Origin of the sequence: Streptomyces sp. SCL15-4, assembly GCF_033366695.1 — a bacterium.
Taxonomy (GTDB): Bacteria; Actinomycetota; Actinomycetes; order Streptomycetales; family Streptomycetaceae; genus Streptomyces.
Map to the genome: position 1 here is coordinate 7,616,482 of NZ_JAOBTQ010000001.1, position 20,107 is coordinate 7,636,588.

At 75.6% G+C, this 20,107-nt stretch carries 19 protein-coding genes; 13 read left to right on the forward strand and 6 right to left on the reverse strand.

The genetic code is table 11. The features are described from left to right. Positions 1 to 10: 10 nt before the first annotated feature. From pelF to SCK26_RS34465, 8 genes are all read left to right on the forward strand, one after another. Positions 11 to 1,522, forward strand: a complete 1,512-nt coding sequence (pelF, locus tag SCK26_RS34430; RefSeq protein ID WP_318205281.1) for a GT4 family glycosyltransferase PelF — start codon at positions 11 to 13, stop codon at positions 1,520 to 1,522. Further along, complete coding sequence (locus SCK26_RS34435) at positions 1,519 to 2,913, forward strand: hypothetical protein (protein WP_318205282.1); 1,395 nt, start codon at positions 1,519 to 1,521, stop codon at positions 2,911 to 2,913. Before pelF ends, SCK26_RS34435 begins: the two co-directional genes overlap by 4 nt. A gap of 42 nt (positions 2,914 to 2,955) precedes the next feature. Beyond that, on the forward strand, positions 2,956 to 3,957 hold the full coding sequence (locus SCK26_RS34440) for a GDP-mannose 4,6-dehydratase (protein ID WP_318205283.1): 1,002 nt from the start codon (positions 2,956 to 2,958) through the stop codon (positions 3,955 to 3,957). 39 nt (positions 3,958 to 3,996) lie between these two features. Then, positions 3,997 to 4,710, forward strand: coding sequence for a nucleotidyltransferase family protein (locus tag SCK26_RS34445; protein WP_318205284.1), 714 nt, complete (start codon positions 3,997 to 3,999; stop codon positions 4,708 to 4,710). A 7-nt stretch (positions 4,711 to 4,717) separates the two neighbouring features. Beyond that, positions 4,718 to 5,617, forward strand: a complete 900-nt coding sequence (locus tag SCK26_RS34450) for an NAD-dependent epimerase/dehydratase family protein (protein WP_318205285.1) — start codon at positions 4,718 to 4,720, stop codon at positions 5,615 to 5,617. After that, the gene (locus tag SCK26_RS34455) at positions 5,614 to 6,285 is read left to right on the forward strand and encodes a spherulation-specific family 4 protein (RefSeq protein WP_318205286.1); all 672 of its coding nucleotides are present in this window, start codon (positions 5,614 to 5,616) and stop codon (positions 6,283 to 6,285) included. The genes SCK26_RS34450 and SCK26_RS34455 overlap by 4 nt, the downstream gene beginning before the upstream one ends. Positions 6,286 to 6,322: 37 nt before the next feature. Further along, on the forward strand, positions 6,323 to 6,976 hold the full coding sequence (locus SCK26_RS34460; RefSeq protein WP_318205287.1) for a maltokinase N-terminal cap-like domain-containing protein: 654 nt from the start codon (positions 6,323 to 6,325) through the stop codon (positions 6,974 to 6,976). A 133-nt stretch (positions 6,977 to 7,109) separates the two neighbouring features. Then, positions 7,110 to 7,949, forward strand: a complete 840-nt coding sequence (locus tag SCK26_RS34465; protein ID WP_318205288.1) for a lysozyme — start codon at positions 7,110 to 7,112, stop codon at positions 7,947 to 7,949. 15 nt (positions 7,950 to 7,964) lie between these two features. On the opposite strand, the gene SCK26_RS34470 is transcribed toward SCK26_RS34465, so the two are convergent. Next, a complete protein-coding gene (locus SCK26_RS34470) occupies positions 7,965 to 8,447 on the reverse strand; it encodes a MarR family winged helix-turn-helix transcriptional regulator (RefSeq protein ID WP_318205289.1) in 483 nt (160 codons plus the stop codon). 57 nt (positions 8,448 to 8,504) lie between these two features. Between SCK26_RS34470 and SCK26_RS34475 the strand changes: the two genes are divergently transcribed. Together SCK26_RS34475 and SCK26_RS34480 are read left to right on the forward strand one after the other, a co-directional pair. Then, positions 8,505 to 9,332 carry an alpha/beta fold hydrolase gene (locus SCK26_RS34475; RefSeq protein ID WP_318205290.1) on the forward strand — a complete coding sequence of 276 codons (828 nt, stop codon included), beginning with the start codon at positions 8,505 to 8,507 and terminating at the stop codon, positions 9,330 to 9,332. A gap of 172 nt (positions 9,333 to 9,504) precedes the next feature. Then, the gene (locus SCK26_RS34480) at positions 9,505 to 10,707 is read left to right on the forward strand and encodes a PP2C family protein-serine/threonine phosphatase (protein ID WP_318205291.1); all 1,203 of its coding nucleotides are present in this window, start codon (positions 9,505 to 9,507) and stop codon (positions 10,705 to 10,707) included. Positions 10,708 to 11,160: 453 nt separating this feature from the next. On the opposite strand, the gene SCK26_RS34485 is transcribed toward SCK26_RS34480, so the two are convergent. From SCK26_RS34485 to SCK26_RS34500, 4 genes are all read right to left on the reverse strand, one after another. Beyond that, positions 11,161 to 12,303 carry an FUSC family protein gene (locus tag SCK26_RS34485; protein ID WP_412080807.1) on the reverse strand — a complete coding sequence of 381 codons (1,143 nt, stop codon included), beginning with the start codon at positions 12,301 to 12,303 and terminating at the stop codon, positions 11,161 to 11,163. 120 nt (positions 12,304 to 12,423) lie between these two features. Further along, positions 12,424 to 13,512 carry an AI-2E family transporter gene (locus tag SCK26_RS34490; RefSeq protein WP_318205292.1) on the reverse strand — a complete coding sequence of 363 codons (1,089 nt, stop codon included), beginning with the start codon at positions 13,510 to 13,512 and terminating at the stop codon, positions 12,424 to 12,426. A gap of 248 nt (positions 13,513 to 13,760) precedes the next feature. Then, a complete protein-coding gene (locus tag SCK26_RS34495) occupies positions 13,761 to 14,207 on the reverse strand; it encodes an ANTAR domain-containing protein (RefSeq protein ID WP_318205293.1) in 447 nt (148 codons plus the stop codon). A gap of 172 nt (positions 14,208 to 14,379) precedes the next feature. After that, positions 14,380 to 14,814, reverse strand: a complete 435-nt coding sequence (locus SCK26_RS34500; RefSeq protein ID WP_318205294.1) for a DUF2267 domain-containing protein — start codon at positions 14,812 to 14,814, stop codon at positions 14,380 to 14,382. A 192-nt stretch (positions 14,815 to 15,006) separates the two neighbouring features. Here SCK26_RS34500 and SCK26_RS34505 point away from each other — a divergent pair, with 192 nt between their 5' ends. Beyond that, positions 15,007 to 15,741 (forward strand): MgtC/SapB family protein, encoded by a 735-nt coding sequence (locus SCK26_RS34505; RefSeq protein ID WP_318205295.1) that lies wholly within the window; start codon positions 15,007 to 15,009, stop codon positions 15,739 to 15,741. A gap of 58 nt (positions 15,742 to 15,799) precedes the next feature. Here the strand turns inward: SCK26_RS34505 and SCK26_RS34510 are convergent, their stop codons facing one another. Continuing rightward, positions 15,800 to 16,291, reverse strand: a complete 492-nt coding sequence (locus SCK26_RS34510; protein WP_318205296.1) for a DUF1360 domain-containing protein — start codon at positions 16,289 to 16,291, stop codon at positions 15,800 to 15,802. A gap of 157 nt (positions 16,292 to 16,448) precedes the next feature. On the opposite strand from SCK26_RS34510, the gene SCK26_RS34515 reads away from it, so the two are divergent. Then, on the forward strand, positions 16,449 to 17,720 hold the full coding sequence (locus SCK26_RS34515) for an FAD-dependent oxidoreductase (protein ID WP_318205297.1): 1,272 nt from the start codon (positions 16,449 to 16,451) through the stop codon (positions 17,718 to 17,720). Positions 17,721 to 17,935: 215 nt separating this feature from the next. Further along, positions 17,936 to 20,104, forward strand: a complete 2,169-nt coding sequence (locus SCK26_RS34520) for a hypothetical protein (RefSeq protein ID WP_318205298.1) — start codon at positions 17,936 to 17,938, stop codon at positions 20,102 to 20,104. The last annotated feature ends 3 nt before the right edge of the window (positions 20,105 to 20,107 follow it).

The window sequence follows — 20,107 nt, forward strand, 5'->3', positions numbered from 1 at the left end:
AGTCCCATCGATGCACGTTCAGCACGGCGCGCGCCGCACCGGCGCCGCGCACGTCACCCTCCTCACCGAAGGCACCTACCCGCACAGCCACGGCGGCGTCAGCGTCTGGTGCGACCAGCTCGTCCAGGGCATGCCCGACCTCGACTTCGACGTCATCGCCGTCACCGGCACCGGACGCGAACCCGTCGTATGGGAACTGCCCGGCCACGTCCACAGCGTGCTGTCCGTGCCCATGTGGGGCGCCCCGCCCGAGGGCCGCCCGCCCCGGGGCCGGGCCCTCGCCCGGCTCGCCGACGCCTACGAACACTTCCTGACCGCGCTGCTCGACCCGCGGGCCGAGGAGCGGTTCCCGGCCGCGCTGTACAGCCTCGCCCGGGCCGCCGCCGAGGGCGCGCTCAGCCCGTTCCTGCGCGGCGACCGGGCCGTCTCCCTGCTCGCCGGGGTGTGGAACCGCCCCGGACTCCCCGTCCGGGAGGCCCGGCCCACCCTGCACGACGCGCTCACCGCCACCACCCTGCTGGAACACGCCCTGCGTCCGCTCGCCGCGCCGCCGCCCCGGCACGGTGTGGCCCACGCGGTCAGCGGCGGGGTGGCCGTCCTGCCCGGCCTCGCCGGCCTGGAGCGTTACCAGGTGCCCTTGCTGCTCACCGAGCACGGCGTCTACCTGCGGGAACGTTACCTCGGCTATCGCACCGCCCCTTACCGCTGGCCGGTGAAGGCCGTCGTCCTCGGCTTCTTCCGGCTGCTGGCCGAGGAGAGCTACCGGCGGGCCGCCCTGATCACCCCCGGCAACCGCTACAACCGGCTGTGGGAGGAACAGGGCGGCGCCGACCCCCGGTCCATCCGCACCGTCTACAACGGCGTGGACCCGGCCGCCTTCCCGCCCGCCGGCCCGGAACCGCGGACGCCCACCCTCAGCTGGGCCGGCCGGGTCGACCCCATCAAGGACCTGGAGACCCTCATCCGCGCCTTCGCCCTGGTCCGCAAGGAGATACCCGAGGCGCGCCTGCGCCTCTTCGGCGGCACCCCCCGCGGCGGGGAGGCGTACCGGGAACGCTGCGAGGCACTCGCCGCCGACCTGGGCCACGCCGACGCCGTCACCTTCGAGGGCCGGGTCGACGACATCAAGGACGCCTACGCGGCCGGGAACGTGGTGATGCTCTCCAGCATCAGCGAGGGCTTCCCGTTCACCCTCATCGAGGCCATGTCCTGCGGCCGGGCCACCGTCTCCACCGACGTCGGCGGCGTCCGCGAGGCCGTCGGCGACACCGGCCTCGTCGTCCCGCCGCGCGACCCCGACCGTATGGCGGCGGCGGCCCTCGAGCTGCTCGGCGACGCCGGGCGCCGCCGCGCGATGGGCGAGGCGGCCCGGCTGAGGGTGATCGAACAGTTCACGCTGCGCCAGACCATCGACACCTTCCGCTCCATCTACCTCGAACTACCGCACCATGCCCGGCCGTTCACCGAACCGGCCGCGCGCGGGCAGCACCTCGGGGCCGCCGCGGGGAGCCTGGCCGGATGAGCGGGCCCATGGCGCTCGAACCGGGCGGCGCCGAACAAGACACCCTCGCCCTGCGGCTCGCCCGCCCGCCCCTCCGCGGCGACGACCACACCCTGGCCCTGCGGCTGCCCGGCCACGCGAGCGACCCGGAGGCGGTGAGCCGGCTGGCCGCCGACCTCGCCGACCGCATCGGCCCCGCCGTCCACCCCTACGAGGTCGCCGCCCTGCTGGAGGCCGAGGGCCTGACCGCCGAACAGATCAGACAGCGCTACGGCCATCCGAACCTCTTCTCCCTCGCCACCGCCCTCTACGAACAGGTGCCGCGCACCTACCCCGAACCCGCGCCCGCCGCCGACCCCTGGCGCCCGGACACCCTCCGCTGCCTGCTGCGCGGGGTGCTGTTCGCCCTGCCGGGCCTCGCCTACCTGCTCACCGCGCCGCTGTGGCACCCCGGCCGGCACACCGCCGCGCCCGTCCTCGCCGGCCTGGTCTCCTGGGCCTGGGGCCAGGCCCTCGGCCACCGCACCCACCTGCGGCTGGCCACCGGCCGCCGGGAGGCCGCCCGCACCCTGCTGGCCGGCGCCCCGCTCGGCGCCGCCCTCGCCACCGCCGCCGCGGCCCCGCTCGCCGGCCACGGCCCCGTCCTGCTCGCGGCGGCGGCCCAGTCGCTGTATCTCGCGGCGGCCGGCGTGCTGCGCGCCCTGGCCCGCGAGCGGCTGCTGCTCGCCGCGCTGACCCCGCTGATCGCGGGCACCGCCGTCCTGCCCTGGTGGGAGCCCGGCCCGGCGGTGCGCGCCGGGCTGCCGCTGCTGGCCCTGCTGGCCACCCTCGCCGTCACCGGCCACGTCCTGCGCGGGGCCCTCGCCGTCCCGGCCGCCGCCGCCGGCGCCCGGCCCCGGCTGCGCTGGTCCCTGCCGTACGGACTGTTCGGGCTGGCCGCCGGGGTGCTGGTGCTGCTGGAAGGGCGGCACGAGCCGTACGCGGTGATCGTGCTGACGGTCAGCATGGGCCCCGCCGAATGGCTGCTGTACCGCTACCGGGGCCTGTCCGTGGCCGCGCTGCGCGCCACCGCCACCCCGGCCGGCTTCCTGCTGCGCTCCGCCGCCGTCCTCGCCGGCTGCCTGGGCGCCTATCTGCTGCCGCTGCTGCCCGCCGCCCGGCTGACCGGCGCCGCCCCGGTCACCCTGCTGCTCCTCGCGGCCACCCTGTGGACCGCGCTGCTCCTCCAGGCGTTCGGGACCGCCTGGCCGCCGGCCGTGATCTGCCTGGCCGCCGCCGCGGTGGCCGGCCTGGTCCCACGGCTCCGGCCGCCGGCCGTCCCCGCTCTCCTGCCGCTGTGCTGCGCCGCCGCCGTCCTCGGTCTGGTGACGTACGCGCTGCTGCTGCTCGGCCGCCCCGCCCGGCACGTCTGACACCGTCCCCGCCCGCACCGACCCACCGGAAGGACACCGCAGTTGACCTCCCTACCGCTCGCCGCCGTCACCGGAGCCGAGGGCTTCATCGGCTCCCACCTCACCGAGGCCCTGGTCGCCTCCGGACACCGGGTCAGAGCCATGGCCCAGTACAACTCCTTCTCCTCCTACGGCTGGCTGGAGACCCTCGCGCCCGACGTGCTGGACCAGGTGGAGATCGTCCTCGGCGACGTCCGCGACCCCGGCTCGGTCCGCGCCCTGCTCGACGGCGCCGACGTCGCCTACCACCTGGCCGCCCTCATCGCGATCCCGTACTCCTACCAGGCGCCGCACAGTTACGTGGAGACCAACGTCACCGGCACCCTCAACGTGCTGGAGGCGGTGCGCGCCCTCGGCACGCCCCGGCTGGTGCACACCTCCACCAGCGAGACCTACGGCACCGCGCGGACCGTGCCGATCACCGAGGACCACCCCATCAACACGCAGTCCCCGTACGCCGCTTCGAAGGCCGGCGGGGACCGGCTCGCCGACAGCTACCACGCCAGCTTCGGCACCCCCGTCGTCACCCTGCGGCCGTTCAACACCTTCGGGCCCCGGCAGTCCATGCGCGCCGTCATCCCCACCGTCATCGGCCAGGTCGCGGCAGGGGAGCGCACCCTCACCCTCGGCGATCTGCGGCCCACCCGGGACTTCACCTTCGTCAAGGACACCGCGCGGGCCTTCCTCGCCGTCGGCACCGCCCCCGCCGGACAGGTCGTCGGCCGCACCTTCAACGCCGGCACCGGCGGCGAGATCTCCGTCGGCGACCTGGTCGCGCTGATCGGCAAGGTGATGGACACCGACCTCGACGTCCGCGCGGACCCCGCCCGCGTCCGGCCCGCGAACTCCGAGGTGATGCGGCTGGTCTGCGACGCCACCCGGCTCACCCGGGCCACCGGCTGGCAGCCCGCCCACACCCTGGAGCAGGGCCTCGCCCACACCGTGGAGTTCTTCCGCGACCCGGCCAACCTGGCCCGCTACAAGACCGGCATCTACAACATCTGACCCCGTCCGCACGGCATCGCCCCACGAAGGAGGAGCCCCATGCACGCAGTGATCCTGGCCGGAGGCAAGGGCGTCCGGCTGCGGCCCTACACCACCGCGCTGCCCAAGCCGCTCGTCCCGATCGGCGACCAGCACGCCATCCTGGAGATCGTGCTGCGCCAGCTGTCGGCCGCGGGGTTCACCCGCTGCACCCTCGCGATCGGCCACCTCGGCGAGATCATCCGCGCCTACGTCGGCGACGGCTCCCAGTGGGGCATGACCGTCGACTACGCCACCGAGGAGAGCCCGCTCGGCACCATGGGCCCGCTGCTGGGCCTCAGAGACCGGCTGCCCGAGGACTTCCTGGTGATGAACGGCGACATCCTCACCGACCTCGACTACTCCGACGTACTGCGCCGCCACCGGGACTCCGGCGCGCCGCTCACCATCGCCACCTACGCCCGCAAGGTGCACATCGACTTCGGTGTGCTCACCACGGACGCCAGCCGGGTCGTCGCGTTCACCGAGAAACCGAGCATGGACTACCGGGTCTCCATGGGCGTCTACGGCCTCAGCCGCGCCACCCTGGACGGCTACACGCCCGGTCTGCCGCTCGGCTTCGACGAACTCGTCCTGGACCTGCTGCGCGCCCAGAACCCGCCGTACGCCTACGATTTCGACGGGTACTGGCTGGACATCGGCCGCCCCGACGACTACGACCGGGCCAACGCCGAGTTCACCAGCCGCAAGTCCCTGCTGCTCAAGGGAGCCTGAGTACCGCATGCGCATTCTCGTCCTCGGCGGCACCGGATACCTGGGCCGCCATGTGGCGGAGCGACTGCGCGCCCTGCCGGGCGCGCAGGTCCTCGCCGCCGGCCGCTCGGCCGGCGCCGCTTTCGCCGCCGACCTCGCCCGTGACCGGCCGGAACGGCTCGCCGAGACCCTGGCGGCCGCGGCCCCCGACGCCGTGGTCAACTGCGCGGGCGCCACCGGCGGCGACCCCGTCACCCTGGCCGAGGTCAACGCCCGCGGCCCCGCCGCACTCTGCGCGGCCCTGTGCGCCGCGGCCCCCGCGGCCCGCCTGGTGCACCTCGGGTCGGCCGCCGAGTACGGGCCGGGCACCCCGGGCGTGCGGGTCACCGAGGCGTCCCCCGCCTGCCCGGTCACCCCGTACGGCGCGACCAAGCTGGCGGGCACCGTCGCGGTGGCCTCGGCCGCCCTGGACGCGGTGGTGCTGCGGATCGGCAACCCGGTCGGCCCGGGAGCGCCCGCGGCGAGCCTGCCCGGCCGGCTGGCCGCCCTGCTCCGCCCGGCCGGCCGGGACCCGCAGGCCGTACTGCGCCTCGGGGACCTCTCCGCCCACCGCGACTTCGTCGACGTACGCGACGTGGCCCGCGCGGTCGAGCGCGCCGTCACGGCCCCCGCCGCGCCGCCCCGGGTGCTCAACATCGGCGGCGGCAGGGCCGTACCGGTGCGGGAACTGGCGCACGGCCTGGCCCGGCACGCGGGGTTCCGGGGCCGGCTGGAGGAGGGCGCGGACGGCTCGGCGCGCTCGGCGCGGGTGTCCTGGCAGTGCTCGGACATCTCCGCCGCCGCCCGGGCCCTCGACTGGCGGCCGGCGCACAGCCTGGACGACGCCCTCGCCGCGCTGTGGGCGGCCACCCTGGAGCGGGTGCCGTGAGCCTGCTGGTGCCGCTGTACGTGCATCCGGCCGACGACCCCGGCGCCTGGCACCGGCTGATCGCGGCGGCGGACCGCACCTACGCGGTCGTCCTCAACCCGGCGAGCGGCCCCGGCACCGCCCCCGACCCCGCGTTCACGGCGGTCGCCCGGGCGCTGCGCGCGGCCGGGGCCCGCCTGCTCGGCTACGTCGACACCGACTACGGCGTCCGGGACCGGGCCGACCTCGCCGACGAGGCGCGCCGGCACCGGGAGTGGTACGCGACCGACGGCTGCTTCCTGGACCGGGTGACCGCCGGCCCGGACGGCGTGCCCGCCTGCCGCCGGCTGGTGCGGGACCTGCGGCGGTCGGGCACCGGGACCGTCGTGCTCAACCCCGGCGTGCACCCGGCCCCCGGCTATGTCCGCCTCGCCGACCTCACCGTCACCTTCGAGGGGCACTGGAGCACGTACGTGTCGTCGTTCACCCGGCCGGCCCGGACCGCCCGGCACCCGCCCGAGCGGCTGTGCCATCTGGTCTACGGCGTTCCCGAGGTTCTCGTCCCGCTCGCGGTGCGCACCGCGCACGAGCGGGGCGCGGCGGTGTGCGGCCCGGTGACCGGCGAACCCCCCAATCCCTGGGCCGCGTTGACCCCGGCGCTGACCGGCGGAAACGGTGTGCAAGGCTGAGAGGACCAGCATCCGCGCACGGGAGGCAGCGACCGGCATGGCCGTCATCCATCACACCACCCTCAAGCCGACCAAGACCGAACTGATCGCCGGCTGGCTGCCCGGCCGCCCGTGGTACCGCGGCGGCCCCGTCCCGGTCCTGGAGAGGTCCGGCGGTTTCCGGCTGGACGACCCCGAGGGCGAGGTCGGCATCGAGTTCGTCGTGGTCACCGACAGCGCGGGCCCGGAGCGGACGGCATACCTGGTGCCGCTCACGTACCGGGGGGCGCCGCTGGAGGGCGCGGAGCACGGCCTCGTCGGCACCTTGGAGCACGGGGTGCTGGGCACGCGCTGGGTCTACGACGGCTGCCACGACCCGGTGCTGGTCACCGAGCTGCTGGCGCTGATCGGGGGCCGGGCCCAGGCGATGTCCCAGAGCGTCACCGACACCCCCGACCACGAGGTCGGCCGCTCCTGCGCCGTCGCCCCGCCGAGCCTGGACGGCCGCATGCCCGAGCCGGCCGACGACGCCGACGGCACGCACCTGCCCCTGCCGGGCGGCACGGTCCTCCACGTCCACCGCGTCCCCGAGCCCGTCGCCGGCGAGCAGCCGCTGCCGCAGCCGGACGCCCTCGGTCACGTCGCGAGCGGCTGGCCGGGCCCGGACGACAGCCGGCTGCGGGCCGTGTTCATGACGCTCCGTCCGGCCTGACCCCCGCTTCCTGCCGGCCCGTCACCGCATCGGAGGACGACGGCCACCCGCATGGGCTACAGACCGGCCGCGGACGGCGTCGTTGGGCGCAGTCCGGGGTGCGGTGCGCGCCGGCGCCGGTTCAGATGGACTCGTGCGAAGCCCCATATTCCGTCCTTGCGGATGGTCCCGCCGGTGCCTCACCGGCGCCCTGACCGTCCTCGTCCTGTTCCTCTCCGGCCCTCCGGCCGCGTCGGCGGAGCCCGACCCGACCGCGAACCCGCTCGCCCGCGGCAGCGCCTACATGGGCATCGGCGTCCTCGCCCACGACGGCGCCTCCGGCACCCCGCCCCCGGACTCCCGCGCCACCCAGACCGAGGGCGTGGACGTCTCCAGCCACCAGGGCGACGTCGACTGGCGGTCGCTGTGGAACAGCGGCGTCCGCTGGGCGTACACCAAGGCCACCGAGGGGACGTACTACACCAACCCCTACTTCACCCAGCAGTACGACGGCTCCTTCGACGTCGGCATGGTCCGCGGCGCCTACCACTTCGCGACCCCGGACACGGCCGGCGGCGCCGCCCAGGCCGACTACTTCCTGGCGCACGGAGGCGGCTGGTCGGCCGACGGCAAGACCCTCCCGGGCGTCCTGGACATCGAGTGGAACCCGTACGGCGACGCCTGCTACGGCAAGTCGGCGAGCGGCATGGTCACCTGGATCCGCGACTTCCTGAACCGCTACAAGTCCCGCACCGGCCGGGCGGCGGTCGTCTACACCGCCACCAGCTGGTGGTCGGAGTGCACCGGGAACTACGCCGGCTTCGGATCGGTCAACCCGCTGTGGATCGCGCGCTACGCCGCGACGGTGGGCACGCTGCCGGCCGGCTGGTCGTCGTACACCATGTGGCAGTACACCTCCTCGGGCCCGGCGGTCGGCGACCACGACCGCTTCAACGGCTCCCAGGACAAGCTGCGCGAGTTCGCCACCGGCTGAGCGTCCGGGCCGGGTTCAGTCCACCTCCACGTCGTCGAACAAGGCGTGCATCGCGCCGAGCACCCGCAGACAGGCGTCGACGTCGGCCATGGTCAGGTCGGCGTCGACGCGGCGCAGCAACTCGTGCTCGCGGGCCCGTACCGCGCCGATCGCGTCCCGGCCCGGCCCGGTGAGCCGGATCAGCGACGACCGGCGGTGCGCGGGGTTGGGCACGCTCTCCACCAGGCCCTGCCGGGCCGCGTCGTTCACCATGCGCTGCACGAACTGCCGGCTGAGCGCCTGGGCCCGGCCCATCTGCGGCACCGTCATCGGGCCCCGGGCGCGCAGCAGATCGAGCACGGCGCGCACACCGACCGAGAGGCCCTCGACCGGTGCCGCCTGCTCCACCTTGCGGTGCACCCGCCGGTAGAGCGGGCCGACCAGGTCGAAGACCTCGGTGAGGCGTTCGGCCAGGGCGTCCTGGGAGGGCCGGGCGGGAGCGGTGCGGGGGTCGTTCATGCCTCCAGGATGACACCTTGGTTGCCAACTCGCGCAAGGAATGACACCTTGGTTGTCATGACTGTCGATCTGGCATCCCTTCCCGTCCGCTTCCTGCCGACCTCCGACGGCCGCCTCGCCTACCGCGAGGCCGGCTCCGGAACGCCCCTCGTCCTGCTGCACGGCGGCTTCACCGACCACCGCATGTGGGAGGCGCAGATCCGGGCCTTCGCGCCGACCCACCGGGTCATCGCCTGGGACGCCCGCGGCCACGGCGCCTCCGACAACGCCACCCGTCCGTTCCGCCCGGCCGACGACCTCGCCGCGCTGCTCCGGGGGCTCGACGCCGCGCCCGCCGTCCTCGTCGGGCTGTCGATGGGCGGGGGCACCGCCACCGACTGCGCGCTGGAGCACCCCGAGCTGGTCCGCGCGGTCGCCGTCAGCGGAGTGGGCACCAGCGAGCCCGTGTTCGAGCACCCGTGGGTGCTCAAGGTCATCGCCGAGCAGCAGGCGAGCCTGGCCGCGGGCGACCTGGAGGGCTGGGCCGACGCGTTCGCGCTGTGGGCGGCGGGCCCGGACCGGGAGCTGTCCGAGGTCGACCCCGGCGTGGTGCGCCTGGTACGGGAGATGGGGCTGGCCACGCTGCGCAAGCACACGCCCGACGAGCCCGACCACACGGTCCCCGTCACCCGCACCTGGGAGCGCGCCCCGGGCATCGAGGTGCCGCTGATCACCATCAACGGCGCCCTGGACTCCCCGGACCACCACGCCATGGCCGCCCGGCTCGTGGACCTCGTCCCGGACGGCCGCGGCGTCACCGTGCCGGGCGCCGCCCACTACCCGAACATGGAGAACCCGGACGCCTTCGACGCCGAACTGGCCGCCTTCCTGGAGCGCCTGCCGTAACCCGGGCCGGCGGGGGAGGGGGCCGGGGACCCGGGCGGGTGTGCCCGGCCCGCTCCGGCGGGTACCCGGAGGCCGGGCGGCCTGACCCGGGCGGGCGTACCGGCACTGCGGCGAGCGTGTCCCGAGGCGAGACTGCTGGGAAGACGACCGGTGCCGGGGTGGTGATGCAGAGGTGACCGCAGACCCGGGCGGTGCCCCGCTGGAGGACTTCCTCGCCGACCCCACCACCTGCACCCTGGACATGGCGACCGCCGTCGCCCGCTGCGCGAAGGCCCTGGGCCTCCGGCACGCCGTCGTCTACCTCGCCGACCTCCAGCAGCGGCACCTCGTGCCGCTCACCGACGTCACCGCGGCCCTGCCCATCGACACGTCGCTCGCCGGCTGGTGCTACCGCACCCAGTCGCTGCGCGTCGAGGAGTCCGAGCGGGACGGCATGACGGCCTGGTTCCCTCTCCTCGACGGCGCCGAACGGCTCGGCGTCCTCGCCGTCCACACCGGGACGCTCACCGCGGCGACCCTGCGCCAGGGCCGGGCGATGGCCGCCCTGCTCGCGATGATGACCTCCTCGAAACGGGCGTACAAGGAGACCTTCGTACGGCGGACCCGCACCCGGGAGATGCACCTGCCCGCCGAGATGCTGCGCGCCTTCCTGCCGCCGCGTACCATCGGCAACCCCCACGTCGTCTCCACGGCCGTCCTCGAACCCGCCTACGACCTCGGCGGCGACGCCTTCGACCACGCCCTGACCACCGACAGCCTGCACGCCGTCGTCCTGGACGCCATGGGGCACAACCTGCTCTCCGGGCTGACCAGCGCGGTCGCCCTGGCCGCCTGCCGCAACGCCCGGCGCAACGACGCCGACCTGCGCGACCTGGTGGACAGCGTGGACGAGGCGCTCACCCAGTGGCTGCCGGACCAGTTCTGCACCGGCATCCTCGCCCGGCTCGACTTCCGCACCGGCAGGCTGGAGTGGTTCAACTGCGGCCATCCCGCGCCGCTGCTGATCCGCGGCCAGCGGCTGATCGCCGACGCGCTGTCCCGCGAGGCCGACCCGCCCATGGGCCTGCGGTCCCTGTTGTCCGAGCGGATCCGCCGGGCGCACACCGCCCAGCTCCAGCCCGGGGACCGGGTGCTGCTCTACACCGACGGCGTCACCGAGGCGCGCACGGCCGACGGCCGGCTCCTCGGCCTGGAGAGGTTCGCGGACTACGTCATCCGGGCCAGCGCCACCGGCGAGATCGCGCCCGAGACGCTCAGGCGCCTGATCCACTCGCTGCTGGACTCCCAGGACAGCCGGCTCCGGGACGACGCCACGATCGTGATGATGGAGTGGGAGCCGGGCTCGCCGCCGCCGGGCTCCGACCTCGCCGGTTAGGCCCGGCGCGTGCCGCACGCCGAGATCCGCCGGCCGGCTGGTCTCCCCGGTGCACCGGCTCGCCGTCCGGCCGGGCGACGCCCCTGCCCGGGCTGCCGCCCGGGGAACGGATGACCCGGGCCGAGGCGCGCGCCGGCCTCGCCATCGTCGGCGACCGGCACTCCGGCCGGCCCGCGCACCCCTGACGGCCGCCGGGCGCGTGCCGCCGCCCGCACCCGGCCCGGTGCGACGTCCTGCTCGCCGGGGCGGCATCGACGCCCTCACCGGCGCGACGGTCGTCCCGGACCGCGGCCCCGGCCCGGTGGAACCGGAGGTCCGCCGCGCCGCCCGGCCGCGAGCCCGGACGGACACCACACTCGGCCCCCGGCGCCCGGCGCGGCGGCGGGGGAGGGGAGTGCGCTGCCGGCCCCGCCCGGTTCGAGGTCGCACCTCGCGCACGGCGCCAGACAGGCCCTAGGCGCCCGAAGGGAGCAGCTGGTCGGTCAGCCGGTGGGCCTGGGCGAGCAGGGCGCCGTAGGTGGCGACCTCGTCGGGGTCGTCGGTCGTGGCGCGGGCCAGGTCCCGGCGCAGCACGGTGAGCGTGCCGCGCAGGTCGGCCACGGCCTCGCGCAGCTCGTCCTCCCGGGCGTCGCCGAACCGGCTGTGGCCGTAGAGTCGTAGCGCGCGGGCGGTCCGGCACAGGAACTGCGCGTACCGCCGGGCGAGCGCGGGGTGCGGCCGGGGCGCCGGACGGTCCTCGGCGGCGGTCTCCAGCACCGTGCGGGTCACCTCCGCGGTGTACACGGCCGCGTAGTCCAGGGCCGCCAGCGCGTCCTCGCACCCCTCGCCCGGCGGTACGGCGCCGGTGCGGCGGCGCGGGTTCGCGCGCAGGCTCTCCCGGCTCCACTCCACCGCCGAGCGGGCCTGCTCCACCAGCCGCGGCAGCCTGAGGGCCCGGTCGTGCCACTCGCCGGCCTCCGCCGCGTCCCAGCGGCCCGTGGTCAGCCCGTCCGCGACGTCCCGCAGGATGCCGTCCGTCTCCGCCACCGCGTCCCGGAGCGCCGCCTCGGTGTCGCGCAGATACAGCGGCGGCCGGACGAGCGCGTTGACCGCGATGCCGACCACCGCTCCGAACAGGGCCTCGGCGAGCCGGGCCGCGGAGGTGCCGACGGCGACCGGCCCGCCCGTCAGGACGAACAGGGCGCCGGTGGCCGCGTAGACGCCCTGGCTGCCCAGCCGCGGCCAGCGGCCCAGCAGCATCGCCAGGGGCAGTACCACCGCCATCGCGGCCACCGGGCTGGGCAGCAGCAGCCCGACCGCCGTGGCCGCGATCGTGCCGGTCGCGATGGCCGCGAGCTGTTGCAGACCGTGCGCGATCGACCGGTACACGGTCGATTCCACCAGCACCACCGCGACCCACGGCGCGACGAACGCCACCGGCGCCTTCAGCCACCAGCCCGCCACCGCCCAGGCCACCCACGCGGCCAGCGCCGCCTTCACCGCCTGGACCGCCAGGTCCCGTTCCCGGCCGGGTCCCGCCCAGGCCCGCCGCGCCGCGCCCGCAGCGGCCGACACGTCGCGCCGCAGGGCCTGCCAGGTCACTCGTATTCCACGCACGCGGGCCCGGGTGCCACCTTCGGGGCGACTTCATGCGCCGGTGCGCACGGACGGCGGCGCCGCGTTTCTCACACCCCTCGCGGCGTGGGATCGGCCACCCGGGGCAGGCCGGGCCACGGCTTACGGCGGCACCGCCCGCAGCGCGTTCAGCACCGCCCACACCACCGACACCAGCGGCACCGCCACCACCGCGCCGATCACTCCGGCCACGATGCTGCCCGCGATGACCGAGACGGCCACGACCAGCGGATGCAGCCGCACCGCCCAGCTCATCACCAGCGGGTGCAGCACATGCCCCTCCAGCTGGCCGATCACCACGATCAGCACCAGCACCGCGGCCGCCGTCAGCGGCCCCCGCCCGGCCAGCGCGACCACCGTGGCCACTCCGAGCGCCACCGGTGAGCCCACCAGCGGCACGAACGCGGCGAAGAACTCCAGCAGCGTCAGCGGCAGTGCCAGCGGTACGCGCAGCACCAGCAGCGCCACGCCCACCAGTACGGCGTTGGTGCCGGCCACGATGATGATGCCGCGGGTGTACCCGGCGAAGCTCCGCCAGGCCGCCCGGCCCGCCCGGTCCCACCCCGGACGGGCACCGCTCGGCAGCAGCCGGTCCCGCGCCCAGGCCCACAGGCGCTCCCCGGAGTGCAGGAAGAAGACCGACGCGAACAGCGCCAGCGCGGCCCCGGTGATCAGCTCCACCACCCGGCCCAGCTCGCCCACCGCGCTGCTGAGCAGAGCCGACCGGTGCGTGGCCACATAGCCGGTCACCTGCTGCTGGAGCTTGGACAGCGCGCCGGGACCGAGCCGGAACGGCGGCCGCCCCAGCCACTCCTCGATGCGGTTCACCCCGCCGCGGAACTCGTCCGCCAGCCGGCCCGACTCCTCCGCCACCGCGCTGCCCACCAGCGCCAGCAGACCCAGCAGCAGCACCAGACTGCCCACCAGCGCCACGGCCACGCACAGCGGCCGGGGCAGGAACCGGGCGAGCAGGTCGGTCGGCGGGCGCAGCAGTGAGGTCACGACCAGCGCGACGAAGAGCGCGACGGCGATCAGCTGGAAGCTGCCGAGGACGCTGAACACGCCGTAGACGGCGATCCCGACGAGGATCAGCCGCCACGCGTAGGAGGCGGCCACCCGCAGCCAGGGCACCGTCCGCTCCGCCGCCCGCACCGGCGCGGCCCGGGGCCGCGGGCGGGGCGGGCGCGGCATCCGTACCGAGTACGCCGCCCGGCTGCCCGGCACCGCGCGCCGGCTCCGCCCGGGCCGCCCGCCCGCGGGCCGGCGCACCTCGCCCACCACCGCTGCCGCCTCCTCTCCGCCTGACGGCAGGTCGCCTGACAGCACGGTAAGCACAGCGGACGCGGGCGGCGCGCCGGGCGCGCGTGTGGCCGTACCCCGCCCGGCGGTCCGCCGGCCCGGCCGGGCCGGCGGACCGCGAGGTCACAGGCCGTTGGTGATCACCGCGTCGGATCCGCCGTTCCCCGCTCCGGGTCCGAGGCCGTGCGGGCCGGACCGGGCCGGGGACCGGCGGATGCGGGCAGGCCGTCGCCGGGCGGCGCGGAACGCTCGCCGCAGCGGCGGTAGCGGACGATCGCCTTCACCAGTTCGATCCGCTCGGGTTCGGGCAGGTCTTCGCCCTGGACATGGCCGAGCACGTGCTCGGCGACCGTACGCAGCTTGACGTTCGTGCGCTGGGACACGTCCCGCAGCGCCCGCCAGGCCTCCTCCGGGGCGATCCGGCCGAGGACGACCACGACGCCGATGGCCTGGTCGATCACCGCGTGGGAGGTCACGGCGCGTCGCAGGTGCCGGTTCTCCTCCAGCAGCCGGTCGTACTCCGACGCCAGGTCGGTCACCGAGAGCAGGGTCAGCGGCTGGAGGCGGGAGAGGGCGAAGAAGGCCATGGAGCACCTTTTCGGGGTGGGGGGCGTCTCGGGCTACGCCTGCCCCCAGCGGGCGCCCGCACACGAATCGAATCAGTCTCGCGGGCCGCCGTCACGTGGCCGGCCCGCATCGGTGCGCGCCCGCGGCCGGTGCCGTCCGGGCCGTCCCGCGCCGGTGTCAGGCGAACCGGTGTCAGGCGAACCGGCCCATGTCCTGGGTCGCGCGGACCACCGGCAGCAGTTCCCTGATGTCGGCCGGCAGCGCGTGCGCCATCCGCTCGGTCAGCTCCGGCGCGAGCGCGGCGTCGAGCACCTCCAGCACCGCGGCGGCGTCCCGCAGCGCCCTGTCCTCGTCGGTGCCGGCCCGGACCGCGACCCGTCCGGTGAAGGTGGTCAGCCCGAACCGCTCGCCCGCGGTACCGGAGTCCCGTCCGGCCGAGGCGTCGGCCGCCTCCCGCATCTCCGCCGCCAGGTCCGGCGGCAGCTGGGCCGCCACGTGCCGGGCGAGCCCGGACGGCAGCCGTTCCGCCAGCGTGCGGACGACCGCGTGCGCGGCCCGCTCGGCCGTGCCCCGGTCCGGCAACTGGGCCAGCGCCTGCACCTTCCCGATCATCTCGTCGTGCCGCATGAGACCGGTCCCTTCCGCCCGACGCGCTCGCCCGCGCCCGTCCCCGCGGGCGCGGCGCCACCCGCCGGGTACCCCGTGCCCGCCCCGGATCACCGGCCGCGCGGCCGTGGTCCCGGTTGCGTCGGCCCCTTGTCCCGGGGTACGTGTCGGCAGCGGGACGACGGCGAAGGAGACGCGGACGAGGAGGTGCGCATGACGGGTGCGGCGGCGGCACCGTTGTGGGACCTCCAGGCCGGCCAGGGGCCGCGGCAACTGGCCGAGCTGGGACTGGCGCTGCTGCTGTCGAGCCTGATCGGCTGGGAGCGCGAGGCCCAGCAGAAGAGCGCGGGACTGCGCACCCACACCCTGGTCGGCATCGCCAGCGCCCTGATGATGGAGGTCTCCCAGCACGGCTTCGCCGCGGTGCTCGGCCTGCAGAGCGTGTCCTTCGACCCCTCGCGGGTCGCGGCCCAGATCGTCTCCGGGATCGGCTTCATCGGCGGCGGGCTGATCTTCGTACGACGGGACGCCGTACGGGGCCTGACCACGGCCGCCACCATCTGGCTGACCGCAGCGGTCGGCATGGCCTGCGGCGGCGGGCTGCCCGTGCTCGCGCTGGCGGTGACGGCCCTGCACTTCCTGGTGGTCCGGGGCTACCCGCTGCTGGCGTCCCGCCTGGTGCCCGGCACGGTCTCCGCCGCGTTCGAGGCGCGCCTGACCTACCGGACCGGGACGGCGCTGCTGCCCCGCCTGTTGCAGACCTGCACCCGGCGCGGCTTCCGCATCGCGCAGGTCACGGTGGAACGGCTGCCCGGCCGCGCCGACGACGCCGCGCGGGTGCTGCTGCGGCTGGAGGGCACCGGGGACCCCTCCGGGCTGGCGTCGGAGCTGTTCTCGGACGACGGCGTGCTGGAGGTGGACCTCTCCGCCGCGACGCAGGAGGAGTGACCGGAGGCCCAAGGGGGTCACACGGGCGGGCGCCGGGCGCGCCGGGGCGGTGTGCCGCTCAGTCCTCGGCGATGCGCTGGGTCGCCGTCCAGGCGTACTGGAGCCAGTCCGCCACGGTCAGCGCGGCGAAGCCGGCGCCGACCAGCCGGGTGAGCCGGGGAGAGGCGGCGTAGGTGCACACCAGGGCGCCGGTGGCCCAGGCCGCGGTGCAGAACGGGCAGGAGACCAGGTCGCCGACGGCCCGGCGGAGCCCGGTGCCCGTCGCCTCGTCCATGACCTCGCTGGCCTCGCCCTCTTCCGCGCGCCGGGTGAACGGCGCCCGGAGAAAGCTGGTGATCTTGTCCTTGGTCACCAGCCGCGACGCCTTGTACGCCGCCGTGCCCATCAGCAGCACGTCCCAGGGCGGCACGTTCTCCGGCAGCCGCACACCCCGGCGCCGGGCCACCAGCGCGAAGGTGCCGGTGCCCGCCACGAAGACGGAGGCGAGGGCGGCGTACCCGCCCAGCGGCGTGTCCTCCCGGTCGTCGTAGCGTGCGGCGTCCGTCGTCATGAGACCTCCCAGATCCCGCCGGTGTCCTGCGGCCCGTGCCCGAGCGACGGACGAGTGCCCGCCGGGCCGGTGACGACACGCGGCCTTGTGGCCGGGGCCGCACGGGTCTATATTCATCGTGTGATGAATAACTGCTCCTGAGAAGGGCAGGACGGCCATGGACGACAAGACCACCTGCTGCGTCATCGGCGGCGGCCCCGCGGGCATGGTGCTCGGGCTGCTGCTGGCCCGCGCCGGCGTCGCGGTGACGGTGCTGGAGAAACACGCCGACTTCCTGCGCGACTTCCGCGGCGACACGGTCCACCCGTCGACCCTCGCGCTGCTGGACGACCTGGGCCTGGGCGAGCGGTTCGCCCGGCTGCCGCAGCGCCGGCTGCGCACCGTCCAGCTGCCGGCGGGAGCCGGCCGCCCACCGGTCACGGTCGCCGACCTCTCGCTCCTGCGCGGTCCCTACGACTACGTCGCGATGGTGCCCCAGTGGGACCTGCTGGACCTGCTCGCCGAGGAGGCCCGGCGCGAACCGGCCTTCGAGCTGCGGACGAACACCGAGGCGACCGGCTTCCTCGTCGAGTCCGGACGGGTCACCGGGGTGCGCTACCGCACCGCCGACGGCCGCACCGGCGAACTGCGCGCCACCCTCACCGTCGCCTGCGACGGCCGAGGATCACTGGCCCGCTCCCGGCCCGAACTGCGGCTGCGCCGCTTCGCCTGCCCGATGGACGCCTGGTGGTTCCGGCTGCCGCGGCGGGAAGGCGACCCGTCCGGGCTCGTCGGCGGCGCCGGCGACGGCTTCCTGACCGCGATGATCGACCGCGGCGACTACTGGCAGTGCGCGGCACTCATCCCCAAGGGCACCGACGCCGAGCGCCGCGCCGCCGGCCTGGACCGCTTCCGGGCCGACTACGCCGCCACCGCGCCCTGGCTCGCCGGCCGCACCCGGGCCCTCGGCTCCTGGGACGACGTCAAGCTGCTCGACGTGCACCTGGACCGTCTGCGCCGCTGGCACCGCCCCGGCCTGCTGTGCATCGGCGACGCGGCGCACGCCATGTCCCCGGTCTTCGGCATAGGCATCAACCTCGCCGTGCAGGACGCCGTCGCCGCCGCCCGCCACCTGGCCGGGCCGCTGCGGCGGGGCAGGGTGCGGCTGCGCGACGTACGCGCCGTGCAGCGCCGCCGCCGGCCCACCACGCTCGCCACGCAGGCGCTGCAACGGGCCGCCCACGCCCGCGTCATCGCACCGGTCCTGCGCGGCCGTCCGCCGCTCGGCGGCCCGGAACGCGCCCGCCGCGCCGCGGCCCTGGTCACCGCCGCGCCCTGGCTGCGCCGCCTGCCCGCCTACTTCATCGCCTACGGCGCGCTGCGCGAACGCCCCCCGGCCGAGGCCGTCCGCCACCACCCGCCGGCCGCACCGGACGCCGGCCTCTCCTGACGCCCCGGAACCCCGTATCTCTCCTATCACGCGCACCTTTTGACGAACCATCAGCACCAGCCATCCCACTCTCCCTCGCCCGCCGCCCGGCCCGGAACATCTCCGTCTTTCTTTCGCGTGAGCACCGTTGTCCGAACAGAAGACTCCGTGTTCCACTAATCTCCTTCCGCCACAACGATCACCGCTCCCGGGCGGATGAGCATCCAGAGGGATCCGTGTGTGATGATCTGGGGTTCGAAAGACTCCTCGGCGAGGAAGGCTTCTTCGCGCGCATGCTCGGGCGGTCACCCTCGGGTGCCGGCCGCGAACCGCTCTACGGCCCCGATCTCCCGGTCGTCCTGCTCACCGGCGGCCCGGGCATGGGCAAGGGGCGGCTGCTGCGCGCGGTACGGGACCGGTTCGCCACCAAGGTGCCGGTGATCTATCTGGACTGCGGCTCACCGGTCCACGCGGACCGGGCCGAGCCCGAGCCGGGCGCCCGCTCGGCCGCCACCGAGGTCCTGGTCGAGGCCGCCCGGCGACTGTCCACCTGGCAGGGCACGGGCGGCTCCTTCACCTTCCCCCGCCTCTTCGCGGGTCTCGCGATGATCGCCACCGGAGTCGCGGACGGCACTCCCGACGCGGTCGCGGCGGAGGTCGAACGGTACGCGGAGTTACCCCAGAAGCAGCGCCTCCGGGGCCTGGGCGCCGGCGACTTCTGGCGCGGCGCCCTCCTCGGCGCCATCCGGAACCTGCTGACCACCCTGTCCGGGCAGGCGCTCGACCCCTACTCGGCCGCCGTGAGCAGCGCGCTCGTGGACGCCCTCGTCTCCGGCCTCGCGCCCCGGGGCCGGGCGGAGATGGCCCGGATCTACGGCGCCTACCCCGGCGCGGCCGGCCAGCCCGAGCACGGACTGCGCGACCTCGCCGCCGACTTCAAGGCCGGCGGCGAGGGACGCGAGGTGGCGGAGCGCTTCCTCTTCCAGGCCCTGCGCGAGGACCTGGAGGCCGCCCACACGGGCGCGGTGGGCTGGCTGCGCCGGGTCGGCCGCCCGGCGGTACTGCTCGACCGCGCCGAGTCGCCGCTCGGCGAACAGCTGCTGCGGGCCGTGCTCGTCGACCGCCGGGCCGGGCAGCGCGACCGGGTGGTGGTCGTCGGCACGGCCCGCCGGGCGGACGGCGGCGCCTTCCTGTACGAGGGCCTGCCGCCCGGACAGGTGCCGCCTCCGGCCGAGTTCCGGCCGGCCGACGGCGCCCCGCCCGCCTGGTCCCGGCGCACCGACGCGACGGCGGGCCGGGCCCCGCTGGCCGACGGCGTCCTGCTGCTGCGCATGCCCCTGCTCGGCGGCGACCAGCTGCGCCGGGAGACCGAGCGCAGACAGCGGCGCACCGAACCGGAGGGCGGCACCAACCGCCGCCGTATCGACGCCGCCGTGGCACGGCTGAGCGGCGGACGCCCGCACACGGTGATCCGGCTGGCCGAGGCCGCCGCCGCCTTCAGCATGGAACCGGACGCCAACGACCGGGCCATCCTCGACGCCCCGCTGAACCTCTCCGGCGACGGCGCCGCCGAGCGGCCCGTGGCCGAGGTGCTGCTGCGCGAACTGGTGCTGGACCAGTTGCCGGTACGGCTGCCGGCCGAGCAGCACGACCAGTGGCTCGACCTGCTCACCCATCTGTCGGTGGCGCACGACACCGAGTGCGCGGACGTCCTGCTCCGCCACCACCAGCGCGGCCGGGTCCACCGGCTGACGGCCCATCATGTCGCACAGCTGCTGACCGACACCGGCTGGCCCGCCTGCGAACGCCACTTCATCGGGGACTTCGGCCTGCGCCAGCTGCTGGTGCACCGGCTGTACGCGCTGTCCCCCGACGGCGCCGCCTGGTACGCCGACCACCACCTGCTGCGCGACCACTACACCGGACGTGTGGCGGACGAGGCGGCGCCGAGCGGCGCCGCCTTCCGCTCGGTCATGGCCCACCGGATGAACCACCACCTGGTCTCCGGCGGCGTCGACGACGTGGTCCGCCACCTGGCCGCCACCCTGCCCGGCCGCCCCGGACAGTGGTGCGCCGAACTGCTGGAGATCGCCCAGGCGCCGTATCCCGCGGGCGCGGACACCCGCCGGGACCGCGCGCAGGGCCTGGTCGCCGTGGACGGACCGGCGCTGCGCCGCACGGTCGACCAGCTGCTGCACGCGGTGTGGCTGTGCGAGGAGCGGACCCGGCCCACCGGCCGCGAGACCGCCCGCACGCTGGCCAAACTGCTGGACCTCCTCTCGATCATGGAATTCGAGGGCGCCGGGCAGCTCGGCCGGACCGCCACCGAGTGGAGCGGGCTCGCGGAGAACGACCAGCCGTTGCTGCGCTGCACCTGCACCGATCAGCTCGGGCGAAGGAGATAACGC